Consider the following 22,169-nt stretch of genomic DNA (forward strand, 5'->3'; position numbering starts at 1 on the left):
AGTCCGACTCCTTTCTATTCATTGACGCCCACAGCTTCCTCGTCCTCTGACGCCGGCTTGTTCATGATCTGGATGTCAAACGGGTCTACATGGATGCCGACCTTCTCGCCGACCGGGAACATATCCGTGCTGTGAACCAGCCATTCATAGCCGTCCGGTGTGGTGACTTCCATCTCATAGTGGACGCCCTTGAAAATCAGGTGGGTGACAATGCCCTGCAGCGTGCCTTCCTCCGGTTTTACGAGGTCGATGTCCTCCGGGCGGATGACAACGTCTACAGGTTGGTTTGTTCCGAATCCCTTATCGACGCAGGCAAATTTCGCACCGAAGATTTCAACCAGCTCGTCGTGGATCATCAGACCGTCCACAATGTTGCTCTCGCCGATGAAGTCGGCAACGAATGCGTTTTCCGGCTCGTTGTAGATCTGTTCCGGGGAACCCATCTGCTGGATATAACCCTGGTTCATGACAACGATGGTATCGGACATCGTCAATGCCTCTTCCTGATCGTGGGTAACATAGATAAAAGTGATGCCTAACTCATTTTTCAGACGGATCAGCTCGTACTGCATGTCCTGGCGCAGTTTTAAATCTAGGGCACCGAGCGGCTCATCGAGAAGCAGGACCTTTGGCTCGTTGACAATCGCACGCGCAATGGCGATACGCTGCTGCTGACCGCCGCTCAAAGAGTCAATGCTGCGATGCTCAAAGCCGTTTAGGTTTACAAGCTTTAAAGCGTACTTAATTTTGTCATCAATATATGCTTTTGATTTATTCTTAATTTTTAGCCCAAATGCGATATTATCTGCGATGCTCATATGCGGAAACAGTGCGTATTTCTGGAATACGGTGTTTAGCTGGCGCTTGTTTGGCGGAAGTTTGGTGATGTCTTCGCCGCCGAAAATTACTTTTCCTGTATTTGGGGATTCAAATCCGCCGATGATGCGGAGCGTGGTCGTCTTGCCGCAGCCGCTGGGACCTAAGAGCGTTACAAAGGAATTTTCCTTTACTGAAAGGCTCAAGTCATCCAGGACCAGGGTGTCGTCAAAGCGTTTCGAGATATGCTGTAAATCGATTAATGGCTGGCTCATGCGTTTCCTCCGTAAATAGTAAAATAATGTGTAGTATTAGAAACTTGGCGGCGAGCTGACCCAGAGGATCGTCGCGCCGGAGCGGCTTTCAAGGTAATGCGTCTTGTCGCTCGTATAGTAAAAAGATTCGCCCTTTTTGGCTTTGTACGTCCGGTTCCCCAGATGAATCAGGATGCTGCCGGAAAGAACGTAGCCAAATTCCTCACCCTCATGCGGGCTGTCCGGATAGGTGGAGCCGCCGACACCGAGTGTCAGGCGGATCGGTTCCATCGTGTTCTTCTGGGCGTTCGGGATGATCCACTGAATCTCATTTTTCAGTTCTGGATCTTCCTTGATAAAATAGTCGTTTTTTTCAAATACAATCTGCTCTTCCGGAGCCTCGTTGAAAAACTCCCCTATGGTTGTGCCGAGACACTGGAGAATATCCATCAAAGTAGCGATGGACGGGGAGGTCAGATCGCGCTCTACCTGGGAGATAAATCCCTTCGAAAGCTCTGCGCGGTCAGCCAGCTCTTCCTGCGTCAGACCCTTTAAAATTCGCAGTTCCTTTAATTTTCCTCCTATACTCAACAGAGGGAACCTCCTTTCCTGGTTTCATAGGAAATTGCGTCCTATGAAACAAAAAACGCTCCGCGAGGATGCGCTAGGGCACATTCTTTTTTATAAAAACCGGGTGGGAAAACCATCCGTCCGGCGTTTTTAGAAACATACAAAAGTAAGATGAAAGTTTAGAAATTCTAAAATGAATGTAAAATTAATCTTTTTGTTTAGAAATAATAAACTTGCTTCCGAGTATCTATTATACAGAATGTGGGGAAGGTGTCAAGGAAAAAAACGGGAAAATCCGGGGGCTCTCAAATTGTGTGAAAAAAGGGTGCAAAAATGGCGGTATGATGATAAAATAGGGGCAGATAATTTGATAGAAACCGTTATAACGGTTCTGGGGGATCAAAGGAGGAACATTTCATGCAGGATAAGTATATGGCATATGTGGGTTCTTACTCATACAACGGTCAGGCAAAGGGAATTACCGTGTATGATGTGGATGTAAAAAAGGGAAAATTTATCTACCGGTGCGAGGTGGAAGTGGACAACTCTTCCTATTTAACTGTTTCACATGACGGGCGGATGCTCTATTCCATCGCGGACGAGGGCGTTGTGGCGTTCCGGATTCTGGAAAACGGCGCACTCAGCCGTGTGAACAGCGCAAATATCAAGGCGATGCGCGGCTGCCATATTGCGACCGATGCGGAGGACAAGTTTATCTTCGTATCCGGCTATCATGACGGCAAGGAGACGGTGGTCCGCCTGAAGCCGGACGGTTCTATCGGGGAAGTGACCGACGGCGTTTACCACAAGGGACTTGGAAGCGTGGCAGAGCGCACGTTCCGCCCGCATGTGAGCTGTGCGGAGCGCACACCGGATGGCAGATTCCTGCTGGTAGCCGATCTGGGAATTGACCAGGTCAAGATTTACAGGTTTGATGGCGAGAAGGGAACACTTTCATTGGTGGACGCGATCCGCTGTGATTTGGAATCTGGTCCGAGACATTTCATGTTCAGCAAGGATGGAAAATTCTTGTATTTGATGTATGAAATCAAAAATGTGATTGATGTATACACGTATGAAACGGGCGATCGTGTGCCGAAGATCGAGAAGATCCAGACGATCCCATCGACCGCACCGGAGCGCACCAGCCAGCTGACCGCAGCGTGCACGATCCGGATGTCCGAGGACGAGACACATCTGTTCTGCAGCAATGCGGGCGATAATTCAGTCAGTGTCTACGAGCGCGATGCACAGACGGGGCTTTTGAAGCTGCTCTGCTGTCTGCCGATCAGTGGAGATTACCCGAAGGATATCGCGATTTTCCCGGATGGAAACCATCTGGCGTCGATCAACCACGGCAGTAACAGCATTTCTTTCTTCCAGGTGGAATATAAGGAGAAACTGCTGGTGATGAGCGGACGCAGTATTTCGGTGAATGAGCCGAACTGCTGTGTGATTACAAAGGTACCTACGAGAGGAAAGAAAGCAGACTAAATGGCAGAAGGAGTTAATAGCGAGAATGGCAGGATCAACATACGGAAAAATACTGACAATGACAACGTGGGGCGAATCCCACGGCGCAGGCGTGGGCGTGGTCGTAGATGGCTGTCCGGCGGGGCTTGCGCTTTGTGAGGAAGACGTTCAGCGTTATCTGGACCGCCGCAAACCGGGGCAGAGCCGTTTTACGACGAAGCGCAGCGAGAGCGATACGGTGGAGATCCTGTCAGGCGTTTTTGAAGGGCGGACGACGGGCACGCCGATCTCGATGCTGGTGCGGAACCAGGATCAGCATTCGAAGGATTACAGTGAGATCGCCAGTTATTACCGTCCTGGACATGCAGATTATACCTTCGATGAAAAATACGGTTTCCGGGATTACCGGGGCGGCGGACGTTCTTCGGGACGCGAGACGATCGGACGCGTGGCAGCAGGCGCTATCGCGACAAAGCTGCTGGAATCCTTGAACATTCGGGTAAAAGCATACACGAAAGCGATCGGACCGGTGGAAGTGGCGCCGGATCGGTTTGATCTGGCAGAATGTGAAAAGAATAAGCTGTATATGCCGGATGCTGCCGCAGCCGCAGAGGCAGAGCAGTATCTGGAAAGGAAGATGGCGGAGAAAGATTCTGCTGGCGGTATCGTGGAATGCGTGATTGCCGGTCTTCCGGCAGGGCTTGGTGAACCGGTTTTTGATAAATTTAATGCGAACCTGGCAAAGGCAATCTGCTCGATCGGTGCCGTTAAAGGCTTCGAGATCGGAGAGGGTTTCCATGCGGCGCAGATGGCAGGAAGCGAGAACAACGACGCATTTGTCATGGAGGCGGATGGAAGCGTCGGCAAGGCGACGAACCATGCAGGCGGCATTTTAGGCGGTATGACGGATGGAAGCGAAGTTGTGTTCCGTGCGGCATTTAAACCGACCCCGTCGATTGCCGCAGAGCAGAGAACCGTCAATAAGAGCGGCGAGGAGATCGGCATCAGCATCAAGGGACGCCATGATCCGATCATTGTGCCGAGAGCGGTTGTCGTGGTTGAGACGATGGCGGCATTTGCGGCGGCGGATATGCTGCTGGGCGGCATGACGGCGAGGCTGGATCGGATTCAGGAGTTTTACCGGAAGTAAGGGAATGCAAATAAAAATTTTGAAAAAGCTGCGGCGGGCTCAGCCTGTTTGAACCGCGGCTTTTTCTGGCATTAAATCAGGAGGCAGCAGGATGAGTGCAACAGGAATTTCAAAAGAAATAGAGACAGCAGGACAGTTAGAGGAGCTGCGCCAGGAAGTACGGATTGCCGCAGAGGAACTTCTCAGTGCGGCAAATATGAAGCCGGGACAGATTTTGGTGGTCGGATGTTCGTCCAGCGAGATAGCATCGCATAAGATCGGTTCCTATTCCAGCGCTGAGATCGGAAAAGTGGTGTTTGAGGAGCTGTATGCAGTTACCAAGTCGCAGGGGCTTTATCTGGCGGCACAGTGCTGTGAACATCTGAACCGGGCGCTGATTGTGGAAGAAGAAGCGGCGGAAAAATATGGTCTGGAGATGGTAAACGTCGTGCCGCAGCTAAAAGCAGGCGGTTCCTTTGCAACGGCAGCCTATGCGGGATTTGAACATCCGACAGCCGTAGAGCGGATTCAGGCACACGCGGGCATCGATATCGGAGACACTTTCATCGGTATGCACCTGCGCCCGGTTGCAGTTCCGGTGCGGACCTCGATCCGTGCGATCGGCGGCGCCCATGTGACGTGTGCGAGAACGAGGCTGAAATATATTGGCGGAGAGCGGGCGCATTATCTGGATGCGAAATAAAGAAAATGAGGAGTACAAAAAAACGTGGAAATCAGGAAAAATGATGAATTTGAACTGACAATCGAAGATATGAGCGAAGATGGAGCCGGGATCGGAAAGCAGGACGGCTATATCTGGTTTGTAAAAGATGCCGTGATCGGGGATCGGATCCGGGCGCGGGCGATGAAAATGAAGAAAAATTATGGCTTTGCCCGTCTGATGGAGGTGCTGGAAGCATCCAAAGACCGCGTGATGCCGGAATGCCCGGTCGCAAGACAGTGCGGCGGCTGCCAGCTTCAGATGATGAGTTATGAGGCGCAGCTTCATTTTAAGGAGCGCAAGGTCTACAATAACCTGCGCCGGATCGGCGGGATGGAGAACCTGCGGCTGCCGGAGCGGGCGGATAGTGTGATTGTGGATAAAACCATCGTGATGGAGCCGATCCTGGGGATGGAGCACCCGTGGCGCTACCGCAACAAGGCACAGTTTCCGTTTGGACGCGATAAGGATGGAAGAATCATTGCCGGATTTTACGCGGGACGCACCCACCATATTGTGGAAGCGGAGGATTGCCTGCTGGGTGTCGAAGAAAATGCGGTAATTCTGGATATTATCAAGAAAATCATGGAAGAATACCAGATTGCGCCATATGACGAGGAGACGCACAAGGGTCTGATTCGCCATGCATTGATTCGGAAGGGATTTGCAAACGGCGAGCTGATGGTCTGTCTCGTCATCAATGGAAAGAAGCTGCCGCACGCGGATATTTTTGTGGAACGCTTAAAAGAAGTCCCTGGCATGACCAGTATTTCCTACAACATCAATCAGGAAAAAACAAACGTGATTCTTGGTTCGGAGCTTGTAAACTTATACGGACCGGGCTATATCACAGATAAAATCGGAAATGTATCATACCAGATTTCGCCGCTTTCTTTCTATCAGGTCAATCCGGTGCAGACGGAAAAACTCTATGGAACGGCGCTGGAATACGCGGGGCTGACCGGTGGGGAGACTGTATGGGATCTGTACTGCGGAATCGGAACCATTTCCCTGTTTCTGGCGCAGAAAGCGAAGAAAGTGTACGGTGTAGAGATCGTCCCTCCGGCGATCGAGGATGCCCGCCGGAACGCGGCATTAAATGGCATGGAAAATGTCGAGTTTTTCGTCGGAAAAGCTGAAGAGGTACTTCCAAGGGAGTATGAAAAAAATCAGGTCTATGCCGATGTCATCGTCGTCGATCCGCCGCGCAAAGGCTGTGACAGCGTCTGCCTCGACACGATCGTCCGGATGCAGCCAAAGCGGGTAGTCTATGTCAGCTGCGATTCCGCCACATTGGCGCGCGATGTGAAGTATCTGGATGAAAGAGGATACGCGGTGGAGCGCGTGAGATGCTGTGATATGTTCGGGATGAGCGGGCATGTGGAGACGGTAGCTTTATTAACTAAAAAGATAGCGACAAGAGAAGTGTAAAATTCAGGGTATCCTGCGTGCGTATATCGCATGGGGCGAGGTGCTTCCGGTCGCGACGCATTCCTTTGGTTTCATCGGTATTTTTGCCATCCCGGAGATTGGCTTTAACCAGCCGAAGGGAATGCTTTATAAGACGGAGAATCCATTTGCCTGAACAATAAAAAGAATATTTGCTGATTTCTCATGAACGTGATACACTTATAGATAAGCTGTATCGGCTGTCGATCACGACCGTTTCGGCGGTGTGAAGATGAGAAATTGAGAAATTCCGGCACCGGAGGCTTTCAGAGTCACGATCATGCGACTGTGCGAAAGTTCCGGTGCCTTTTTATTTCAAAGGAAAGTGCGCCCTGATGAAAGCGGCAGAGAATATTTTGAGCGGTATTTGAGAAAGGAAACAGGAGATGGATGACAAAAAAATAGCCGTACTGATCGATGCGGAAAATGTGTCCGGCAAGTATATCAAGCTGATTTTAGATGAGGTCAGCAATTATGGAAGTGCGACATACAAGCGCCTTTACGGCGATTTTCAGACGCCGAGCGTGCGGGCGTGGATGAAGAACCTGCGCGACTATGCGATCACGCCGGTTTTCCAGTACAATTATACGCAGGGGAAAAATGCCTCCGATTCAGCGCTGATCATCGATGCGATGGATATTTTATATTCGGGCAATGTGGATGGCTTCTGTATCGTCACCTCGGACAGTGATTTTACGAAGCTGGTGCTGCGCCTGCGTGAGTCAGGCATGACGGTGATCGGCATGGGAGAGCGCAAGACGCCGAATGCGTTTGTCTCGGCGTGTGAGACATTTAAATTCCTGGATATTTTATTAAACGATGAAAATCCGTCGCAGAATCCGTCCCTGCCGCAGACGCGCAAGGAGAGTGAGGCGGATGGTTCCAGAAAAGAGGCAGAGAAAGAAAGCGATCCGAATGCAGTCAGCAATATTCCGAACATGGAGGAGATGGAGAAAGAGATTATCTCGATCATCAACACACATGCGGACGATGACGGATGGGTGGATTTATCGGAGCTGGGAGACAATCTTCCAAAGCGTGTGCCGGGATTTGACCCGCGAAATTATAAATGCACGAAGTTAAAGCAGTTTATCGAGCTGTTTGATTCCGTTGAGGTTCGGTCAGCGCGCAATCCGCACAATAAGATTCTGTCGATCATCTATGTGCGTGTCAAACAGAAAGAAGAAAAGCCGGTACTTTCCAAGGTACGGCGCGGCGGAAAACGAAAGAAGGATGCGGACGCGGAAGAATAGTAAGCATATGCGGTTCGTATGAGAATAAAAAGTTGCAGAAGCGGCTGTGATTCGTATGAGGCTGGAAGAATGCAGCAGTGGTTGTAGTGTTGTGTCAGGTGTTACAAAGACAGACTGTAAATTGAAAAGTGAAGGATAGCAGATAGGAGAGACAGGAACATGACAAAGGAAGAGCTTGCATTAGAGGTAATTGACCGCCTGAAAAAAGAATATCCGGATGCGGGTTGTACGCTGGACTACAATCAGGCGTGGAAGCTGCTGGTCAGTGTCCGTCTGGCGGCGCAGTGTACCGATGCGCGTGTCAATGTGGTAGTCAAGGGATTGTTTGAGAAATATCCAAATGTGGCGGCATTGGCGGATGCCCCGGTGGAAGACATCGAGGCGATTGTGAAGCCGTGCGGTCTGGGACACAGCAAGGCGCGGGACATCAGCGCTTGTATGAAGGTGCTGCGCGACGAGTACGGCGGGCATGTGCCGGATGATTTTAACGCTCTGTTAAAGCTTCCGGGAGTCGGCAGAAAGAGTGCCAACCTCATTATGGGGGATGTGTTTGGAAAACCGGCGATCGTCACGGATACGCACTGCATCCGCCTGGTAAACCGGATAGGGCTGGTGGAAGGAATCAAGGACCCGAAGCGCGTGGAAATGGCACTCTGGAAGCTGATTCCACCGGAGGAAGGCAGCGATTTCTGCCACCGCCTGGTGTATCACGGGCGTGAAGTCTGTACGGCGCGGACGAAGCCGTACTGTGACAAGTGCTGTCTGCAGGATATCTGCGCGAAGGCAGGCGTGGAGTAGAAAGTCTGAAAAAGTCATGGAAACAGATGCAGATAGGAAAAGGATGACAGGAGGCAGAAAAATGGACGAAGAACGGCAGGAGACAGCGGATTGGCGTATCGTCTGGCAGATGTTTTTTCCGTGCGTCATCAGCGATTTAATCGGCGGATGTGTGGAGGTGCTGGGACATCTGGAGGGAAATGCGGGAAGAACCGTGTCGTCGTTTCTTACATTTGCCGTGATTTATCCATTTTACTGGCGGAGGATCCAGAAAAAGAAAGAAAAAAGGCGCATAGCAGAGGCAGACGGGATGAAAGAGCAGGTCTCTCCACAGATAAAGACGACAAAGGAAGAGAAATGTGGATATTTCTGGGAAAAAGTGCCAGATGTGTGGAAAATCCTGCTGGGGGCAGCTGCGTTCAGCGCTGTGTTTAACATGATTTTCTGGGCATTAGAAAAAAAGGAGATTTTCCTGGGAGTGCTGCATATTGCAGTGCAAAAGGTTCGGGTGACTGGGCAGGCAGCTGAAGCGGTGTCTCTGTGTTTGAAAATGCCTCAGGGGGATATGCTTGCGGCAGCTCTGGGAAAAGGTGCGTCGGAGGGCGCCGCCGCTTTATTTTCCGGCGCCCTGTGGCAGCAGTTCTTTCTCATGGGCATTGCCGCCCCACTTTCCGAAGAACTGCTGTTTCGCGGCATTTTATTTGAGCGCCTGCGTATGGCGCTTCCATTTTTCTGGGCGGCACTTGGATCGGCGGTATTTTTCGGGTTGGTGCATGGAAACTGGGCGCAGGGGATTTATGCGGCGCTCATGGGACTTATACTGGCGTGGCTGTATGAAAAAAAGAACCGTCTGTGGGAACCTGTGTTATTTCACAGTGCAGCAAATTTGACGGCGATGCTGATGCGGGGGCTTCTCTGGCACTGGTGAGGACATAAAAATACAAACAATTTCGAGAACGCAGGATTGTGTTTGCTCGAGGAAAGAACAGGAGGAGATACTACGATGCTTTCATTTGCAAGCGATTATACAGAGGGCGCCTGCGAGGAGATACTTCAGAAGCTGGCGGAGACGAACCGGGAGAGTCTGCCGGGATATGGCATGGACCGGTACTGCCAGAGTGCCGCCAGAAAAATACAGGAGGCGACCGGATGCCCGGAGGCGGAGGTTTATTTTCTGGTGGGCGGTACCCAGACGAATGCGGTCGTGATCAGCAGCATGCTTGCACCGTATGAGGGCGTAGTGGCAGCGCAGACAGGGCACGTGAGTATTCATGAAGCCGGGGCGATCGAGTACACCGGGCATAAGGTGTTGCAGCTTCCGGAAAAAGATGGGAAGATTGATCCGGCGGATCTGCAGGAATATCTGCAAAATTTCGAGGCGGACGCAAACAATGATCATATGGTATTTCCGGGAATGGTGTATCTTTCCCATCCGACGGAATACGGAACCTTATACAGCCGGAAGGAGCTGCAGGCGATCTCGGAGATCTGCCGTTCGTATGAAATCCCGCTCTATCTGGACGGAGCGCGTCTTGGATATGGTCTGGCGGGAGAGAAAAATGACCTGAGTCTTTCGGAGATCGCGCATCTGTGTGATGTATTTTATATCGGCGGCACGAAGGTTGGCGCATTCTGCGGAGAGGCAGTTGTATTTGGTGAGAAGAAGAATGTTCCGGCGCATTTTATTACCCGGATCAAGCAGCAGGGCGCGCTGCTGGCAAAGGGACGCCTGCTGGGAATCCAGTTTGATGTGCTGTTTACAGACGGGCTGTACGAGCGCCTGGGACGCCATGCGGTAGAGATGGCGGCAGCTTTAAAGAAAGGGTTAAAACAGCGCGGTTATACGTTTTTCCGTGAGTCCCCGACCAACCAGCAGTTTGTGATCTTGGAAAATGATCGGATGGAGCAGATTGAAAAAGAGGTTTCCGTGAGCTTCTGGGAGCGGTATGACGAGGATCACACCGTTGTCCGTTTTGCGACGAGCTGGGCGACCAGAGAGGCGGATCTGGAACATTTGTGGGAGATTTTAGATCGGATTGAGGCAGAAAGAGAGAAGTAGAGATGGAACGTAATGTAACGATGGCGGAGATTTCAGATGGAAAGCTGTACAGCCGGGACGATATGGTAAAAGTCGGATGCGATGATTGCCGGGGCTGTTCGGCGTGCTGCCACGGAATGGGTAATTCGATCGTGCTGGATCCATATGATGTGTACCGTCTGACCACCTTGCGCGGGGACACGCTGGAACATCTGCTGGAGGAGAAAAAGGTGGAGTGGAACGTCGTGGACGGACAGATTCTGCCGAATCTGGCTCTCCGGAGCGGGGCGGATGAAGCCTGTGGGTTTCTCGATGAAGCAGGGCGCTGCCGGATCCATGCATACCGGCCGGGTATCTGCCGCCTGTTTCCACTGGGGCGCTTTTATGAAAATGGAAGTTTCCAGTATTTTCTCCAGATTCATGAGTGTAAAAAGGAAAACCGGACGAAAGTTAAAGTGAAAAAATGGATTGATACGCCAGATTTAAAGCGGTATGAGGCGTATATCAGCCGGTGGCATTATTTCTTAAAAGATATAAGAATGGCGGAAACGGAGGCGGCGCAAAACCTTTTGGCAGAACCATGCATCGGAACGTCGGAGGAACAGGAGATACAGAAGAAAAACCGTGCCGCTGCGGCAGCCGAGCGCGAAAAACGGCGCAATCTGTTGATTATGAAACTGTTCTATCTGCTTCCGTATGATGGAGAGAAGGACTTTTACGAGCAGTTTGAAAAGCGGATGCAGATGGCGGAGCGGAGTTTGCGATAAATCCTTTGTTGAAGACAAATCCGCAAGGATGTTTGCCCCCAGCTGTGAAGAGGCTGAACCGTTTTGACAGAGTGAAATAAGAAAGGAGATTACCGATGCTTCATACGGATTTTCACACCCACACCACGTTCTGCGACGGAAAGAGTACGCCGCGGGAGATGGTGGAGGCGGCATACCGGATGGGAATGACCGATTTGGGCGTTTCAGGACATGCTGATTTTTCGATGTTTGAGCCGGGATTCGGGATGGACGACGAGAAGCTTCGCCAGTATACCGAAGAACTTCAAGAACTCCGGGAGGAATACCGGGGAAAGATGAATCTCTATATCGGGATCGAGCTGGATGGACTGGGACCGGTGCAGAAAGCAGAGTACGCGATCGGCTCGACCCATGCGCTCATCAAGGATGGCGAGTATGTTTGTGTGGATGATACGGAGGAGAAACTGGTAAAAGCAGTCGAGACGCTGTGGCATGGTGACTGGTACGCGTTTGCACGGGAGTATTTCGAGGCAGAGGCGCAGATTTATGACCGGACAAAATGCGATTTCATCGGACATTTTGATCTGTTGACAAAATTTAACGAGGGATATAAACATTTTGACGAGACGAAAGACGCCTATCTGGAACCGGCGATCACGGCGATGCACAAACTGGCGACTCTGGGGATTCCGTTTGAGATCAACACAGGCGCCATGTCCCGCGGCTATCGGAGTGCGCCGTACCCGTCCGCAGCTCTGTTAAAAGAGCTGTGTGCCTGCGGTGGACGTATCCTCATCAACTCCGACAGCCACAGTACCGACACGATCGGATATGGGTTTAAGCAGGCGCAGGAGCTGGCGGTGGCGTGTGGATTTAAAAGTGTGTGTGCCCTGAAACCGGGTGGCGGATTTAGGGAGATACTTCTTGTATAAAAAAGACAGAAAGAAAAATATACAAATTCTAAATTTCAAGCTAAAAAATGCTGAAAATAAAGCCGAAATGATTTTATTTTTGGTGAATCGTTTTCAGAGAACCCTGCTATAATATGAGCCGTAACAAGGAGATAGATACTTAACAAAACCCCATGGCTGAGGGCTGCTAAGCACAATGTGTTTTCCACACAGGGTGTGCGGAAGGCGCAGATCAGATTTTTGGAGGAAAAGACAAATGACTACTTTAAAAGCTGAAAAAAGAAGCATGGATGTTAAGGCAAAGAGACTCAGAAGAGAAGGCTATGTAACAGGCAACGTATTTGGTAAGAAGATTCAGGGCTCCATTCCTGTTAAGATGGAAAAGAAAGACGTGGATCGTCTGCTGAAGACCGAGACCAAGGGCGGACAGATTATGCTGGATGTAGAAGGTGAAGTCTACGATGTCCTGATCAAGGAAGTTGACTATGATGCAATGGCAAATCAGGTTGTAGAGATAGATTTCCAGGCGCTGGTAAGCAATGAGAAGGTTCATTCCGTTGCTGAGATTATCTTCGAGAACCACGACAAGGTAGAAGCTGGCGTTCTGCAGGAGGTACTGAAAGAAGTATCGTACCGTGCATTACCGGCTGCACTGGTTGAGAAAGTCAAAGTTGATGTTGGTGAGATGGAGATTGGTGATACGATTCGTGTCAAAGACCTTTCGATCGCAAAAGATAAAGACATTGATATTCTGACCGATCTGGAGGCAGTAGTTGCTACCGTCACAGCGGTTCACAACAATGTACCGGAGACCGATGAAGAGGCTGACGCAGAAGAAGCTAAATAATTGAAGCGCAGTGCCAGGATGAAGCGAAACGGGATGCTGTCCGCAAGGCAGATAAAAAGTTTCGCGGAATGATTGAAACATGAGAAAAGGCGGATGTACTGACCAGATGGTCGGTATATCCGCTTTTGAATTTTGTATGAACTTTTTTTGCAGACGGTAAAAGAGGATGAGGTTATGGCTCCATATATGCGTCATAAATTTCCGGATCAATATTCTCGCGGATATTCTCATATACGCTTCCAGCCGCCTCCCGGATGGCATCGCGCGTTTCATCCGAGAGAGTTAAAATCGCGGTGCCGCTCGCTTCGATCGTAGCGATACGGTCAAAGATGCGCGCGTCGGACTGTTCTCTGGCATACTCGGTCGCGGTTTTGGCTGCCTGCGTCATGATTTCCTGTTCTTCTGGAGTCAGGTTCTGGAAGAAATCGTCATTGACAATCAAGGAGATCAGATGCGGCAGGTGGTTCGTCTCGACCACATAATCCTGCTGTTCGTAGAGACGGTTGGAGACGATGACCTCATACGGGTTCTCCTGCGCGTCGATCGTGTGCTGCTGGAGACCGATATACACCTCGCTGAAGGTCATTGGCGTCGGATTGGCGCCGATTGCTTTCCAGAATGCGAGATGATAGCTGTTTTCCATGGTACGGATTTTCTGCCCTTTGAAATCTGCCAGGGAGTAAACTGGTTTATTTGTGCTCATGATGCGGAATCCTTGATCTGCCATGCCGAGCAGGTGGTAACCGCCGTCGGTGTACACCTGGCTGATGAGATTGTAAAAATCCGGATCATCCAGCTTTTTGCGGCAGTCATCCAGCGAATCAAAGACGCATGGAAGGTCAAAAACGGCGAGATCCTTCATGAAAGAAACCTGAGGGGCGGTGTTCTGCACGACAAACGGGATATCGCCGTCCGCGCACGTTTCGAGCAGGTCGCGGTCACCGCCGAGTGTGGAGTTGGCGTAAACCTGAATCCGCATTGCGCCGTTGCTTAAGTCATGTACTTCCTCCGCAAATTTTTCGGCAAACAGCTGCGTTACCGTGTCCTCCGGGCTGGCGGTCGCCAGTGGCCAGGAATAGCGCTGTTCTTCCTTGCTGGAGGCGCAGCCGCTCAGCGCGAGCGAGGCACCGAATAAAAGAACCGAGGAAGAAATGAGCGCCGCAGCGAATCGGGAAGAAGTCCGGCATCGGCGGGACACTAGGTTTGAAATATAAATCATAATGGGAGATCCTTTCAAATTTAAAAACATCCATTTCATATGTGAAATATTCCATTCACAGCCTGAAAGCGTGAAGCAGGTCGTTATATGAAATCTTTCAGAACTTCAACATTTCCAAGCGTCCATTCAGCATTATAACAATCCCAGCGACAAAGCCGGTATAAACGTAATCAGCAGCAGCGCCACCAGGAACAATCCAATCATCGGCATCGCTTTTTTGGCGATCGCCATGATCGGGACGTCGGTCAGGGAGCTGGCGACAAAGAGGTTGACGCCGATCGGCGGGGTTACGAAGCCGATTGCCAGATTGACAACCATGATCACACCGAACTGGACCGGATCCATGTTGATCGCTGTCACGATCGGGAGCAGGATCGGGGTCAGAATCAGGATCGCCGGGGTTGTATCCATGACCATTCCCACGATAAGCAGGAACAGGTTGATGACAAGCAGGATCATGACCGGGCTGTTGAAATGCTCCAGGATAAAGCTGCTGACCGCCTGCGGCACCTGCATCAGGGTCAGGACTCTGGAAAATGCCGTGGAAGCTGCCAGAATAAAGAGGATCGGTGTGAATGTGCGGATCGCTTCCACAAAAATCGGCGGGATATCCCGGAATTTCATGGTCCGGTAGAGGAACAGGCTGACAAACAGGGCATAGAAAACGGAGATAACTGCTGCTTCCGTGGGGGAGGCGATGCCGCTGTAGATACAGCCAAGGATGATGACCGGGCTTAAGAGAGCGAAAAAGCTTTCGCGCAGCACCCGGAACAGTCCTTTTTCGTGCAGCAGATGGATTTCAGCGTGGATTTTTTCTCTATCTTCACCGTAACGTCGGCAGTGATAGATGGCATACAGCATCAGGAGCAGACCAATCATCAGACCCGGAATGACGCCGGCTAAGAACAGGCTGCTGACAGAGGCACCGGACGCCATGCCGTACATGATAAACGGGATACTCGGCGGAATGATAACGCCCAGACCGCCTGCGACTGCCACGATCGCGGTAGAGAAAGTCCGGTCATAGCCGAGGGCGCTTAAAATCGGGATCGTCATGCTTCCGACGGCTGCGACGGTTGCCGGGGCAGAGCCGGAGATAGCGCCGTAGAAGAGGCAGGTCACGATGACCGCGCATGGCATACCGGCGGTAAAATTGCCAAGAAAGAAGGCGAATACGTCAAACAGTTTCTTGGAAATACCGCCCTTTGCCATGATGATGCCGGATAAGACGAACATCGGCACGGCGAGCAGGGGAAAAGAATCCAGTCCGCCGAACATGGCGCGGATCAGATACTTAGCGCCGACCGTGAAGGACGGGTCAAAAACGGAAGGGAGAACCGAGGCGATACCGAGCGTGATCGATACCGGGATCGCGATGACAAGCAGCACGACAAAGATAACAAATAAGAGAGCAGCAGGCATCAGTGTTCCTCCTTTCCAGATGGTGTATTTGCCTCGATGAGAGATTCGATTTCATTGGATTCCGTTTCCGGCATATCTGCATTTGCATGGATAAAGGATTCCGGTGTATTGCGCTCCGGGTGGGCCGGATCGTAGACATCTTCGCCGCGGGCAACCTTAAATTCGATGATCCAGCGCTGCAGAATGCGGAATGTTACCAGAAGAAAGGAAACAAACGGCGCTGCCTGAATATAGTACATCGGAATCCCGCAGGCGGGGGATAACTGTCCGCTGTGAATGGCGGACATCATGTAAGAGTATGCAAATGGGATCATATAGAGGAAAAAAATCAGCTCAAAGGTGTGGTTGACAACCTTAAAAAGAGCCTTTCCTCTGCGCGGGAAGGCGGCGACGAACTGTTCGATCTTGATAGAAAGGCATTTTTTGCTGCAATAACTGACGCTTAAAAAACCGCTCCAGATAAAGAGAAAACGGGTAACCTCCTCGGACCAGGACAGAGACTGTCCCAGCGCGTAGCGGGAAAATATCTGGATTCCCATAATGAGTGTCATCGCAGCCAGCATGACAACCAGCAGAAATTCTTCCAGGTTTTCATCCAGCCAGTGAAGTGTTTTTTTCATGAATAATCCCCTTGTAAATACGGATAATAGGTTGCTGTTTATGCAGGCACGTTTGAAAACGGATGTGCCGCTTGATAACAATAATAGACCTGCGATGGAGGTAGCAGGTCTTGAGTGTCTCGCGGAGAATCCCTCCGTACCCGCAGGTACAGGGATTTCCGGGAGTAAAAAAATAGGTGGCTAAAAGTATAATATAGGCACTTTTGGAACCGAAAGTGCCGTAAGATAGCGTGGTGGCAGCTGGAATTTGCCGTATTTAAATGCGAAGCCACGGCAAATTCAGTTACTGGGCACGTTAGCGTGAACAGTAACCGAATAACTGGATAAGCCAGATATTACATCGCACTGTGAAGCAGTCCCAGTACAGTCTCCAGCTCCTTTACGCCCATCTGACCCGGTGCGGATGCCTTTTTGGCAGCGCCGAAGGTCATGGAAGAACCAAATACCTCGCCGCAGAGACGGCTGATAACGCCGGTGCCAGCCATCGACATGGTAATGATTGGACGGTCCGCATAGAGGGAAGTCATTTCCTCAGTGGCAGAGAGAAGTGTTAAAACATCTTTCTTGTTCTGCGGCATAACTGCGATCTTCGGGATATCTGCATTCATATCCTGCATCTTACGCAGGCGGTAGATGATGTCGGATTTCTCCGGCGTCTTGTGGAAGTCATGGTTGGAAGCGATGACTTTCACGCCAGCCGCATGTGCGCCGTCGATGATCTTGGTTACAATCGCGTCGCCGGTAAAGATCTCTACGTCAATGAAATCAACATAGCCGGTCTGAGCTGCCTTGATGTTCAGCTTTGCGTAATCTTCCGGCTCGATGGATTTCTCGCCGCCCTCTTTGGAGGTACGGAAGGTCATCAGAATCGGAGTCTCGCCGAGAACGGCACGCAGTTCCTTTAAGACGTCTTCTACCTTCTCAAAATCAAAGACACCTTCGAACCAGTCTACACGCCATTCTACCATATCAACCGGAATAGAATCAAACGTTTTGGCCTCGTCGATGATTTCCTGTTTGGTAACGCCTACGATCGGAACGATGATCTTCGGTGTGCCGGAGCCGATTTCGATATTTCTAACTTTGATAGTATTCATAATCAGAGAATCCTTTCATTTTATCAATAAATATTTATTCGTCGCTTTCTGCCAGAGACACCATTTTCGCGTAGCGGGCATTGACAAAGAGTCCCAAGAGAACGCCGATGGCAGTCAGTACGATATTCATTATCATAACATGGGATGGTGCCATTTTGGAAGCGGCAGTCAAAATTGTGTAATTACATAAGGAAGAAGCAATCATAACCAGTGCGGTTACGGTTCCCTTGATCTTCGGGAACAGCATGTTGCAGACGGAGGTTACAATCTGTAACAGACCGCCCGCGCCTGCCCAGCCGATGATGAAAGCGCCTGCAATCATAAGGGTCTGGCTGTGACCGATGAGTACGGCAACCAAAGTAACGAGGCAGATAACCGGGTAAACGAGGATGAAACGTACATCCTTGATTTTACGGGTCAGCAGGGAGGTGACAACGAGCGCCATCAGGGTACCTGCGGAATAGTAGGTCTGCATGATGGACGGGTTCGCCCAGCCTGCATTTTCTTTTGCGAAGTTCTGCGCGCAGTTTAACCATAACTGGAAGGTACCGGTGCAGGTGAAACCAATCACGATCATGGCGATGGACTCAAACGAAAAATTTGTGTGTTTTAAGCTGGCGATGAGTCCCTCGGATTTGCCCTCTGCCTTCTGCTCAGAATCTGGCAGCGGGAACAGGAAAATAAGTACAAATAAAACAGCGTAAATAATACCGCATCCGATAAATAACGGATTGTAAGATACCATGCCGGTGGCGGTGGTTGTCACAGCAACACCGAGTACGAACGGCAGAAGCATCTGCGCGATCGCAATGAAAAATTTGATTCCCATGGTAGCGACACCCGGAGCGCTGCTGATAATCTCGGCAACCGCCGGATAGATACCGGTATCAAGGAACGAATTGGAGATACCTCCGATGATTGCACATACATAAGCGATTTGATAGCCGCCGTTTTGTCCGGCGCTGAAAGCGAAAGCAAGTCCAATCAGGTAAACCGCGTAGGAGGCGCTGCCGATGGCGGTTGAGATGCGGCGTCCCAGTTTGTCGGAAAGTGGTCCGGCAAATGGAAGTGCAATCAGACGCCCGAGTCCTAAAGCAGCGGAAATCGCGGTGATCGCCATTGCCTCAACGCCCCAGGCTGCGGCAAGCGCTTCCTTGATGACTGCCTGTCCGAGAATCGAACAGCCGACGCCATGGATAAAGTAGTTTAAGTACATGATAAGTGCACTTGGCAGATATTTCTTGTTCATGATTTTCTCCTTAATTCAAGATCCGCCTGTCGTGCTGCCGTTTCGGAAACCGGGCGGATGATGGCTGATGTTCTGTCACAGACACAAAGGAGATGCCGATATAAAAAGTTCTGTTTTAGTGTTAGAAAAATAACACGTTTGATGCCTTTATTCTAATAATTATTATAGCCGAAGTCTAATACTTTTATAGCAAAAAACCAATGCATTTTAAGCATTAATGTGTTATAAATATGATTATGGGTTACTGCTCACGGGTAGGCACTTTTGGAACCGAAAGTGCCGTAAGAAAACGTGGTGGCAGCAGGAATTTGCCGTATTTAAATGCGAAGCCACGGCAAATTCCGTTACTGGGCACGTATGCGTGAACAGTAACGATTATGGAAGTTTGGTGTGATGCATTTACGGCTGATATTGCGAAGAGTTAATACGAAGATACATAAAGACGGGGGACGTTAGGAATGACATTGAATCAGATTTTATATTTTCAGAAGATAGCGAATCTGGAAAATTATCATCAGGCGGCGGAAGAATTATATATATCACAGCCATCCCTGAGCCGGTCGATGGCATCACTGGAAAATGAGCTGGGCGTGACGCTCTTTGAAAAAGAAGGACGCGGGGTGACCCTGACGAAGGCGGGGAGGATGTTTTTGGAGTACGCGGACCGGATTCTCACAGACTGCCACATCGCGGTCGGAAAAATGCGGGAGATTTCGATGGATGGGGGAAAGATCGACATCGGTTACGTGTTTCCGCTGGCCGGCCACTATATCCCGCACCGGGTCAAGCTCTTTTTAGAACAACCGGAAAATCAAAAGGTTGTGTTTAATTTCTGGCAGAATCACACACCGGCGATTGCAAAAAAGGTAAAAACGGGTGAATTAGATGTAGGCTTTGGCGGCTGTCTGGAAAAGGATGACATGGAATTTTTCCCGGTGGCGAACCAGAAGCTTGTTATCATCACACCGAAGGATCATCCGCTGGCGGAACGGGAGAGAATTCCATTTGCGGAGCTGAACCGGTATCCGGTAATTGGATATGATAAGGACTCCTGGATGGGGACGCGCACCCGCGCACTCTATGCGAAATACAACATCCAGCCGGACATCATTGTGGAGTGTCCGGACGAATATTCGATCGTCGCGCTGGTGCGGGAGAGTTTTGGCATCGCACTGATGCCGCGCACGGACATTCTGGAGCTTGCTCCGGGAGTCTGCATTCATCCGATTGAAAATCTGGACATTTATCACCAGATTTTTATGTTCTGGATGAAAGAACGCTACCGGCTTCCGGCGGTGGAACGCTTTATTGAATATATGAAACAGCAGGCGCGTCAGGACGGTCTGCAGGCGGAACGGGAAACCGATAGCAAAAACGTATTGAAAATTTACTTGAAAGATATTGTTAATTTTTAAGCAAAACGGTTATGATAAAAGTGTCACAAACACAGGGATGCCTCTCATGCAATGGAGAAGGAGAATTTCATCATGAAGAGCAAATACCCGAAAATTTTTGAACCGATTACCATTAAGCGCATGACAATCAAAAACCGTGTTGCCATGACGCCGATGGGTACTAACTATGGCGAGACGAGCGGTGAGATGAGCAACCGCCATATGAATTATTATTCCCTGCGTGCCAAGGGAGGAACTGGTCTGATTATTCTGGAGAATGCCAATATTGAATATCCGGTTGGTTCCAATGGCACAAGCCAGATCCGCATCGATCACGACAGCTTTATGCCGCGTTACTATCAGTTAGTCGAGAATCTTCATAAGAATGGCGCGATGGTAGCGATTCAGGTCAACCATGCGGGTGCTTCTGCATCCTCTGCCAGAACCGGTATGGAGACGGTGTCTTCCTCCAATATCCCGACCAAGGCAGGCGGCGAGATTCCGCGTCCGATGACAAAGGAAGAGATCCTGACGACCGTAAAAAAATACGGCGAGGCGGCGAAACGTGTACAGGCGATCGGATTTGATGCGATTGAGATCCACTGCGGTCATTCTTATCTGATGAGTCAGTTTATTTCCCCGTATTACAACAAAAGAACCGATGAATTCGGCGGCTCTGTCGAGAATCGTCTCCGTTTCCCGAAGATGGTTCTGGAAGAGGTGCGGAAAAATGTAGGTCCGTGGTTCCCGATCATCGTCCGTATCTCTGCGGAAGAGCGCGTGCCGGGCGGCAACACGCTGGAAGACACACTGGAATACCTCGAATATCTGGATGAGTACGTAGATATGTACGATGTATCCTGCGGTCTGAACCCGTCCTTACAGTATCAGATTGACTCGAACTTCCTGCCGGATGGCTGGCGTTCCTACATGGCAAGAGCCGTGAAGGATAAATTTGGTAAACCGGTTATCAATGCGGGCAACTACCGCGATCCGGAGGTCGTTGAGAAAGTATTGGAGAGCGGCGATGTCGATATTGTCGGCATGGGACGCGGACTCATTGCAGAGCCGAACTGGGTCAGCAAGGTGCAGAACGGCGAGGAAGAGATTCTCCGTAAATGTATCTCCTGTAACGTTGGCTGTGCGGGCAACCGAATCGGCGTCAACCGCCCGATCCGCTGTACCGTCAACCCGGCTGTTCCGGAGGGCGATATCTACAAGAAGCTGAAAGTCAATAAAAACTGCAACGTAGTTGTAGTCGGCGGCGGTACAGCCGGTCTGGAAGCAGCCTGCACGGCAGCCGAGGTTGGATGCAACGTATTCTTATTAGAAAAGAGTGGTAAATTAGGCGGACTTTCCACCTTTATCTCCGACCTGCCAAGCAAGAACCGTATGAAAGACTTCCCGAAATATCTGGAAGCACGTGCGAAGAGACTGAAAAATCTGTATGTATTTCTGAACTGCGAGGCAACCGTGGACAAGATCAAACAGTTCAAGCCGGATATCATTGTCAACGCAACCGGTTCCGTTCCAGTCGTTCCGCCGATCAAGGGACTCAAGGAAAACATCGCAGCCGGTCATGTCGATACCATTTTCGAGATGATTCAGAAAGTAAAAGCCGGAGAATACCCGGATGATTTCTGCAAGGGCAAAAAAGTGGTTGTAGTCGGCGGCGGCTCCGTTGGTCTGGATGTTGTGGAGTATTTCGCACCGCGCGGCGCGGAGTGTACCATCGTGGATATGCTTCCGCAGATTGGCATGATGGCAGATCCGATTACGAAATGTTCCATGCGTGAGACACACGATAAATACGGTGTGAAAGAGTATGTGAATACTGCGCTGCAGGAAGTCAAAGAGAACGCATTTACCGTGAAGCTGCCGGATGGCACGATCGAGGATCTGAACTTTGAACTCGGTTTCAACTGCCTGGGAATGCGCGCCAACAATCCGATTCTGGCACAGCTCGAAGAGGCATTTGACAACACAGATACCTTCATTTACCCGATCGGAGACTCCGTCCGCGCCCGCCGTATCATGGAGGGAACGATGGAAGGACGTGCGATTCTGAACGTGCTGGAAGCGAGAGGATTTTTAGAGCTGGCACCATTGGAGTAGGGAATTGAATATTGCATTTGAAAGATTCTGACTGTTCGCTGAACGAATAATATCGTTTTATTTAATTAT

Annotated in this window: 20 protein-coding genes; 13 read left to right on the forward strand and 7 right to left on the reverse strand. The window is 50.3% G+C overall.

What is annotated here, in order from left to right; all coding sequences use genetic code 11:
- Positions 1 to 14 precede the first annotated feature (14 nt).
- Both potA and DWZ76_RS09590 read right to left on the reverse strand, forming a co-directional pair.
- A complete protein-coding gene (potA, locus tag DWZ76_RS09585) occupies positions 15 to 1,091 on the reverse strand; it encodes a spermidine/putrescine ABC transporter ATP-binding protein (RefSeq protein WP_107001835.1) in 1,077 nt (358 codons plus the stop codon).
- Positions 1,092 to 1,127: 36 nt separating this feature from the next.
- Entirely contained in the window at positions 1,128 to 1,661 is a 534-nt protein-coding gene (locus DWZ76_RS09590; protein WP_107001836.1) for a helix-turn-helix domain-containing protein, read from the reverse strand.
- 396 nt (positions 1,662 to 2,057) lie between these two features.
- On the opposite strand from DWZ76_RS09590, the gene DWZ76_RS09595 reads away from it, so the two are divergent.
- The 11 genes from DWZ76_RS09595 to DWZ76_RS09645 all read left to right on the forward strand — a co-directional run bounded on the left by DWZ76_RS09595 (position 2,058) and on the right by DWZ76_RS09645 (position 12,984).
- The gene (locus DWZ76_RS09595; protein WP_107001837.1) at positions 2,058 to 3,134 is read left to right on the forward strand and encodes a lactonase family protein; all 1,077 of its coding nucleotides are present in this window, start codon (positions 2,058 to 2,060) and stop codon (positions 3,132 to 3,134) included.
- A 25-nt stretch (positions 3,135 to 3,159) separates the two neighbouring features.
- Complete coding sequence (gene aroC / locus DWZ76_RS09600; protein ID WP_118472528.1) at positions 3,160 to 4,263, forward strand: chorismate synthase; 1,104 nt, start codon at positions 3,160 to 3,162, stop codon at positions 4,261 to 4,263.
- Positions 4,264 to 4,354: 91 nt separating this feature from the next.
- Positions 4,355 to 4,945, forward strand: a complete 591-nt coding sequence (locus DWZ76_RS09605; protein ID WP_118472529.1) for a TIGR01440 family protein — start codon at positions 4,355 to 4,357, stop codon at positions 4,943 to 4,945.
- Between the two features lie 24 nt (positions 4,946 to 4,969).
- Complete coding sequence (gene rlmD, locus DWZ76_RS09610; protein ID WP_333549119.1) at positions 4,970 to 6,394, forward strand: 23S rRNA (uracil(1939)-C(5))-methyltransferase RlmD; 1,425 nt, start codon at positions 4,970 to 4,972, stop codon at positions 6,392 to 6,394.
- 404 nt (positions 6,395 to 6,798) lie between these two features.
- A complete protein-coding gene (locus DWZ76_RS09615) occupies positions 6,799 to 7,665 on the forward strand; it encodes an NYN domain-containing protein (RefSeq protein ID WP_022358838.1) in 867 nt (288 codons plus the stop codon).
- A gap of 159 nt (positions 7,666 to 7,824) precedes the next feature.
- Positions 7,825 to 8,463: an endonuclease III gene (gene nth, locus DWZ76_RS09620; protein ID WP_117796723.1), complete on the forward strand. Its 639-nt coding sequence runs from the start codon at positions 7,825 to 7,827 to the stop codon at positions 8,461 to 8,463.
- Between the two features lie 61 nt (positions 8,464 to 8,524).
- Positions 8,525 to 9,370, forward strand: coding sequence for a CPBP family intramembrane glutamic endopeptidase (locus tag DWZ76_RS09625; protein WP_182431309.1), 846 nt, complete (start codon positions 8,525 to 8,527; stop codon positions 9,368 to 9,370).
- Positions 9,371 to 9,445: 75 nt separating this feature from the next.
- A complete protein-coding gene (locus DWZ76_RS09630; protein ID WP_118472531.1) occupies positions 9,446 to 10,501 on the forward strand; it encodes an aminotransferase class I/II-fold pyridoxal phosphate-dependent enzyme in 1,056 nt (351 codons plus the stop codon).
- Positions 10,502 to 10,503: 2 nt separating this feature from the next.
- Complete coding sequence (locus DWZ76_RS09635; RefSeq protein ID WP_118472532.1) at positions 10,504 to 11,247, forward strand: YkgJ family cysteine cluster protein; 744 nt, start codon at positions 10,504 to 10,506, stop codon at positions 11,245 to 11,247.
- 95 nt (positions 11,248 to 11,342) lie between these two features.
- Positions 11,343 to 12,158, forward strand: a complete 816-nt coding sequence (locus DWZ76_RS09640; RefSeq protein ID WP_118472533.1) for a histidinol-phosphatase — start codon at positions 11,343 to 11,345, stop codon at positions 12,156 to 12,158.
- Between the two features lie 235 nt (positions 12,159 to 12,393).
- Positions 12,394 to 12,984: a 50S ribosomal protein L25 gene (locus tag DWZ76_RS09645; RefSeq protein WP_022358832.1), complete on the forward strand. Its 591-nt coding sequence runs from the start codon at positions 12,394 to 12,396 to the stop codon at positions 12,982 to 12,984.
- A 172-nt stretch (positions 12,985 to 13,156) separates the two neighbouring features.
- Here DWZ76_RS09645 and DWZ76_RS09650 read toward each other — a convergent pair whose 3' ends face one another.
- From DWZ76_RS09650 to DWZ76_RS09675, 5 genes are all read right to left on the reverse strand, one after another.
- Positions 13,157 to 14,203, reverse strand: a complete 1,047-nt coding sequence (locus DWZ76_RS09650) for a TRAP transporter substrate-binding protein (RefSeq protein ID WP_107001903.1) — start codon at positions 14,201 to 14,203, stop codon at positions 13,157 to 13,159.
- Between the two features lie 132 nt (positions 14,204 to 14,335).
- Positions 14,336 to 15,625 carry a TRAP transporter large permease gene (locus DWZ76_RS09655; protein ID WP_118472534.1) on the reverse strand — a complete coding sequence of 430 codons (1,290 nt, stop codon included), beginning with the start codon at positions 15,623 to 15,625 and terminating at the stop codon, positions 14,336 to 14,338.
- Complete coding sequence (locus DWZ76_RS09660; RefSeq protein ID WP_118472535.1) at positions 15,625 to 16,245, reverse strand: TRAP transporter small permease; 621 nt, start codon at positions 16,243 to 16,245, stop codon at positions 15,625 to 15,627. The genes DWZ76_RS09655 and DWZ76_RS09660 overlap by 1 nt, the downstream gene beginning before the upstream one ends.
- A gap of 335 nt (positions 16,246 to 16,580) precedes the next feature.
- A complete protein-coding gene (aroD, locus tag DWZ76_RS09670; RefSeq protein ID WP_333549121.1) occupies positions 16,581 to 17,345 on the reverse strand; it encodes a type I 3-dehydroquinate dehydratase in 765 nt (254 codons plus the stop codon).
- A 31-nt stretch (positions 17,346 to 17,376) separates the two neighbouring features.
- Positions 17,377 to 18,591 carry an MFS transporter gene (locus DWZ76_RS09675; RefSeq protein WP_107001849.1) on the reverse strand — a complete coding sequence of 405 codons (1,215 nt, stop codon included), beginning with the start codon at positions 18,589 to 18,591 and terminating at the stop codon, positions 17,377 to 17,379.
- A 458-nt stretch (positions 18,592 to 19,049) separates the two neighbouring features.
- Between DWZ76_RS09675 and DWZ76_RS09680 the strand changes: the two genes are divergently transcribed.
- Both DWZ76_RS09680 and DWZ76_RS09685 read left to right on the forward strand, forming a co-directional pair.
- Positions 19,050 to 20,006: a LysR family transcriptional regulator gene (locus DWZ76_RS09680; protein ID WP_118472537.1), complete on the forward strand. Its 957-nt coding sequence runs from the start codon at positions 19,050 to 19,052 to the stop codon at positions 20,004 to 20,006.
- Positions 20,007 to 20,078: 72 nt separating this feature from the next.
- Positions 20,079 to 22,100: an FAD-dependent oxidoreductase gene (locus tag DWZ76_RS09685; RefSeq protein ID WP_118472538.1), complete on the forward strand. Its 2,022-nt coding sequence runs from the start codon at positions 20,079 to 20,081 to the stop codon at positions 22,098 to 22,100.
- The last annotated feature ends 69 nt before the right edge of the window (positions 22,101 to 22,169 follow it).

This window comes from Clostridium sp. AF35-15, from assembly GCF_003477745.1.
GTDB lineage: Bacteria > Bacillota > Clostridia > Lachnospirales > Lachnospiraceae > Otoolea > Otoolea fessa.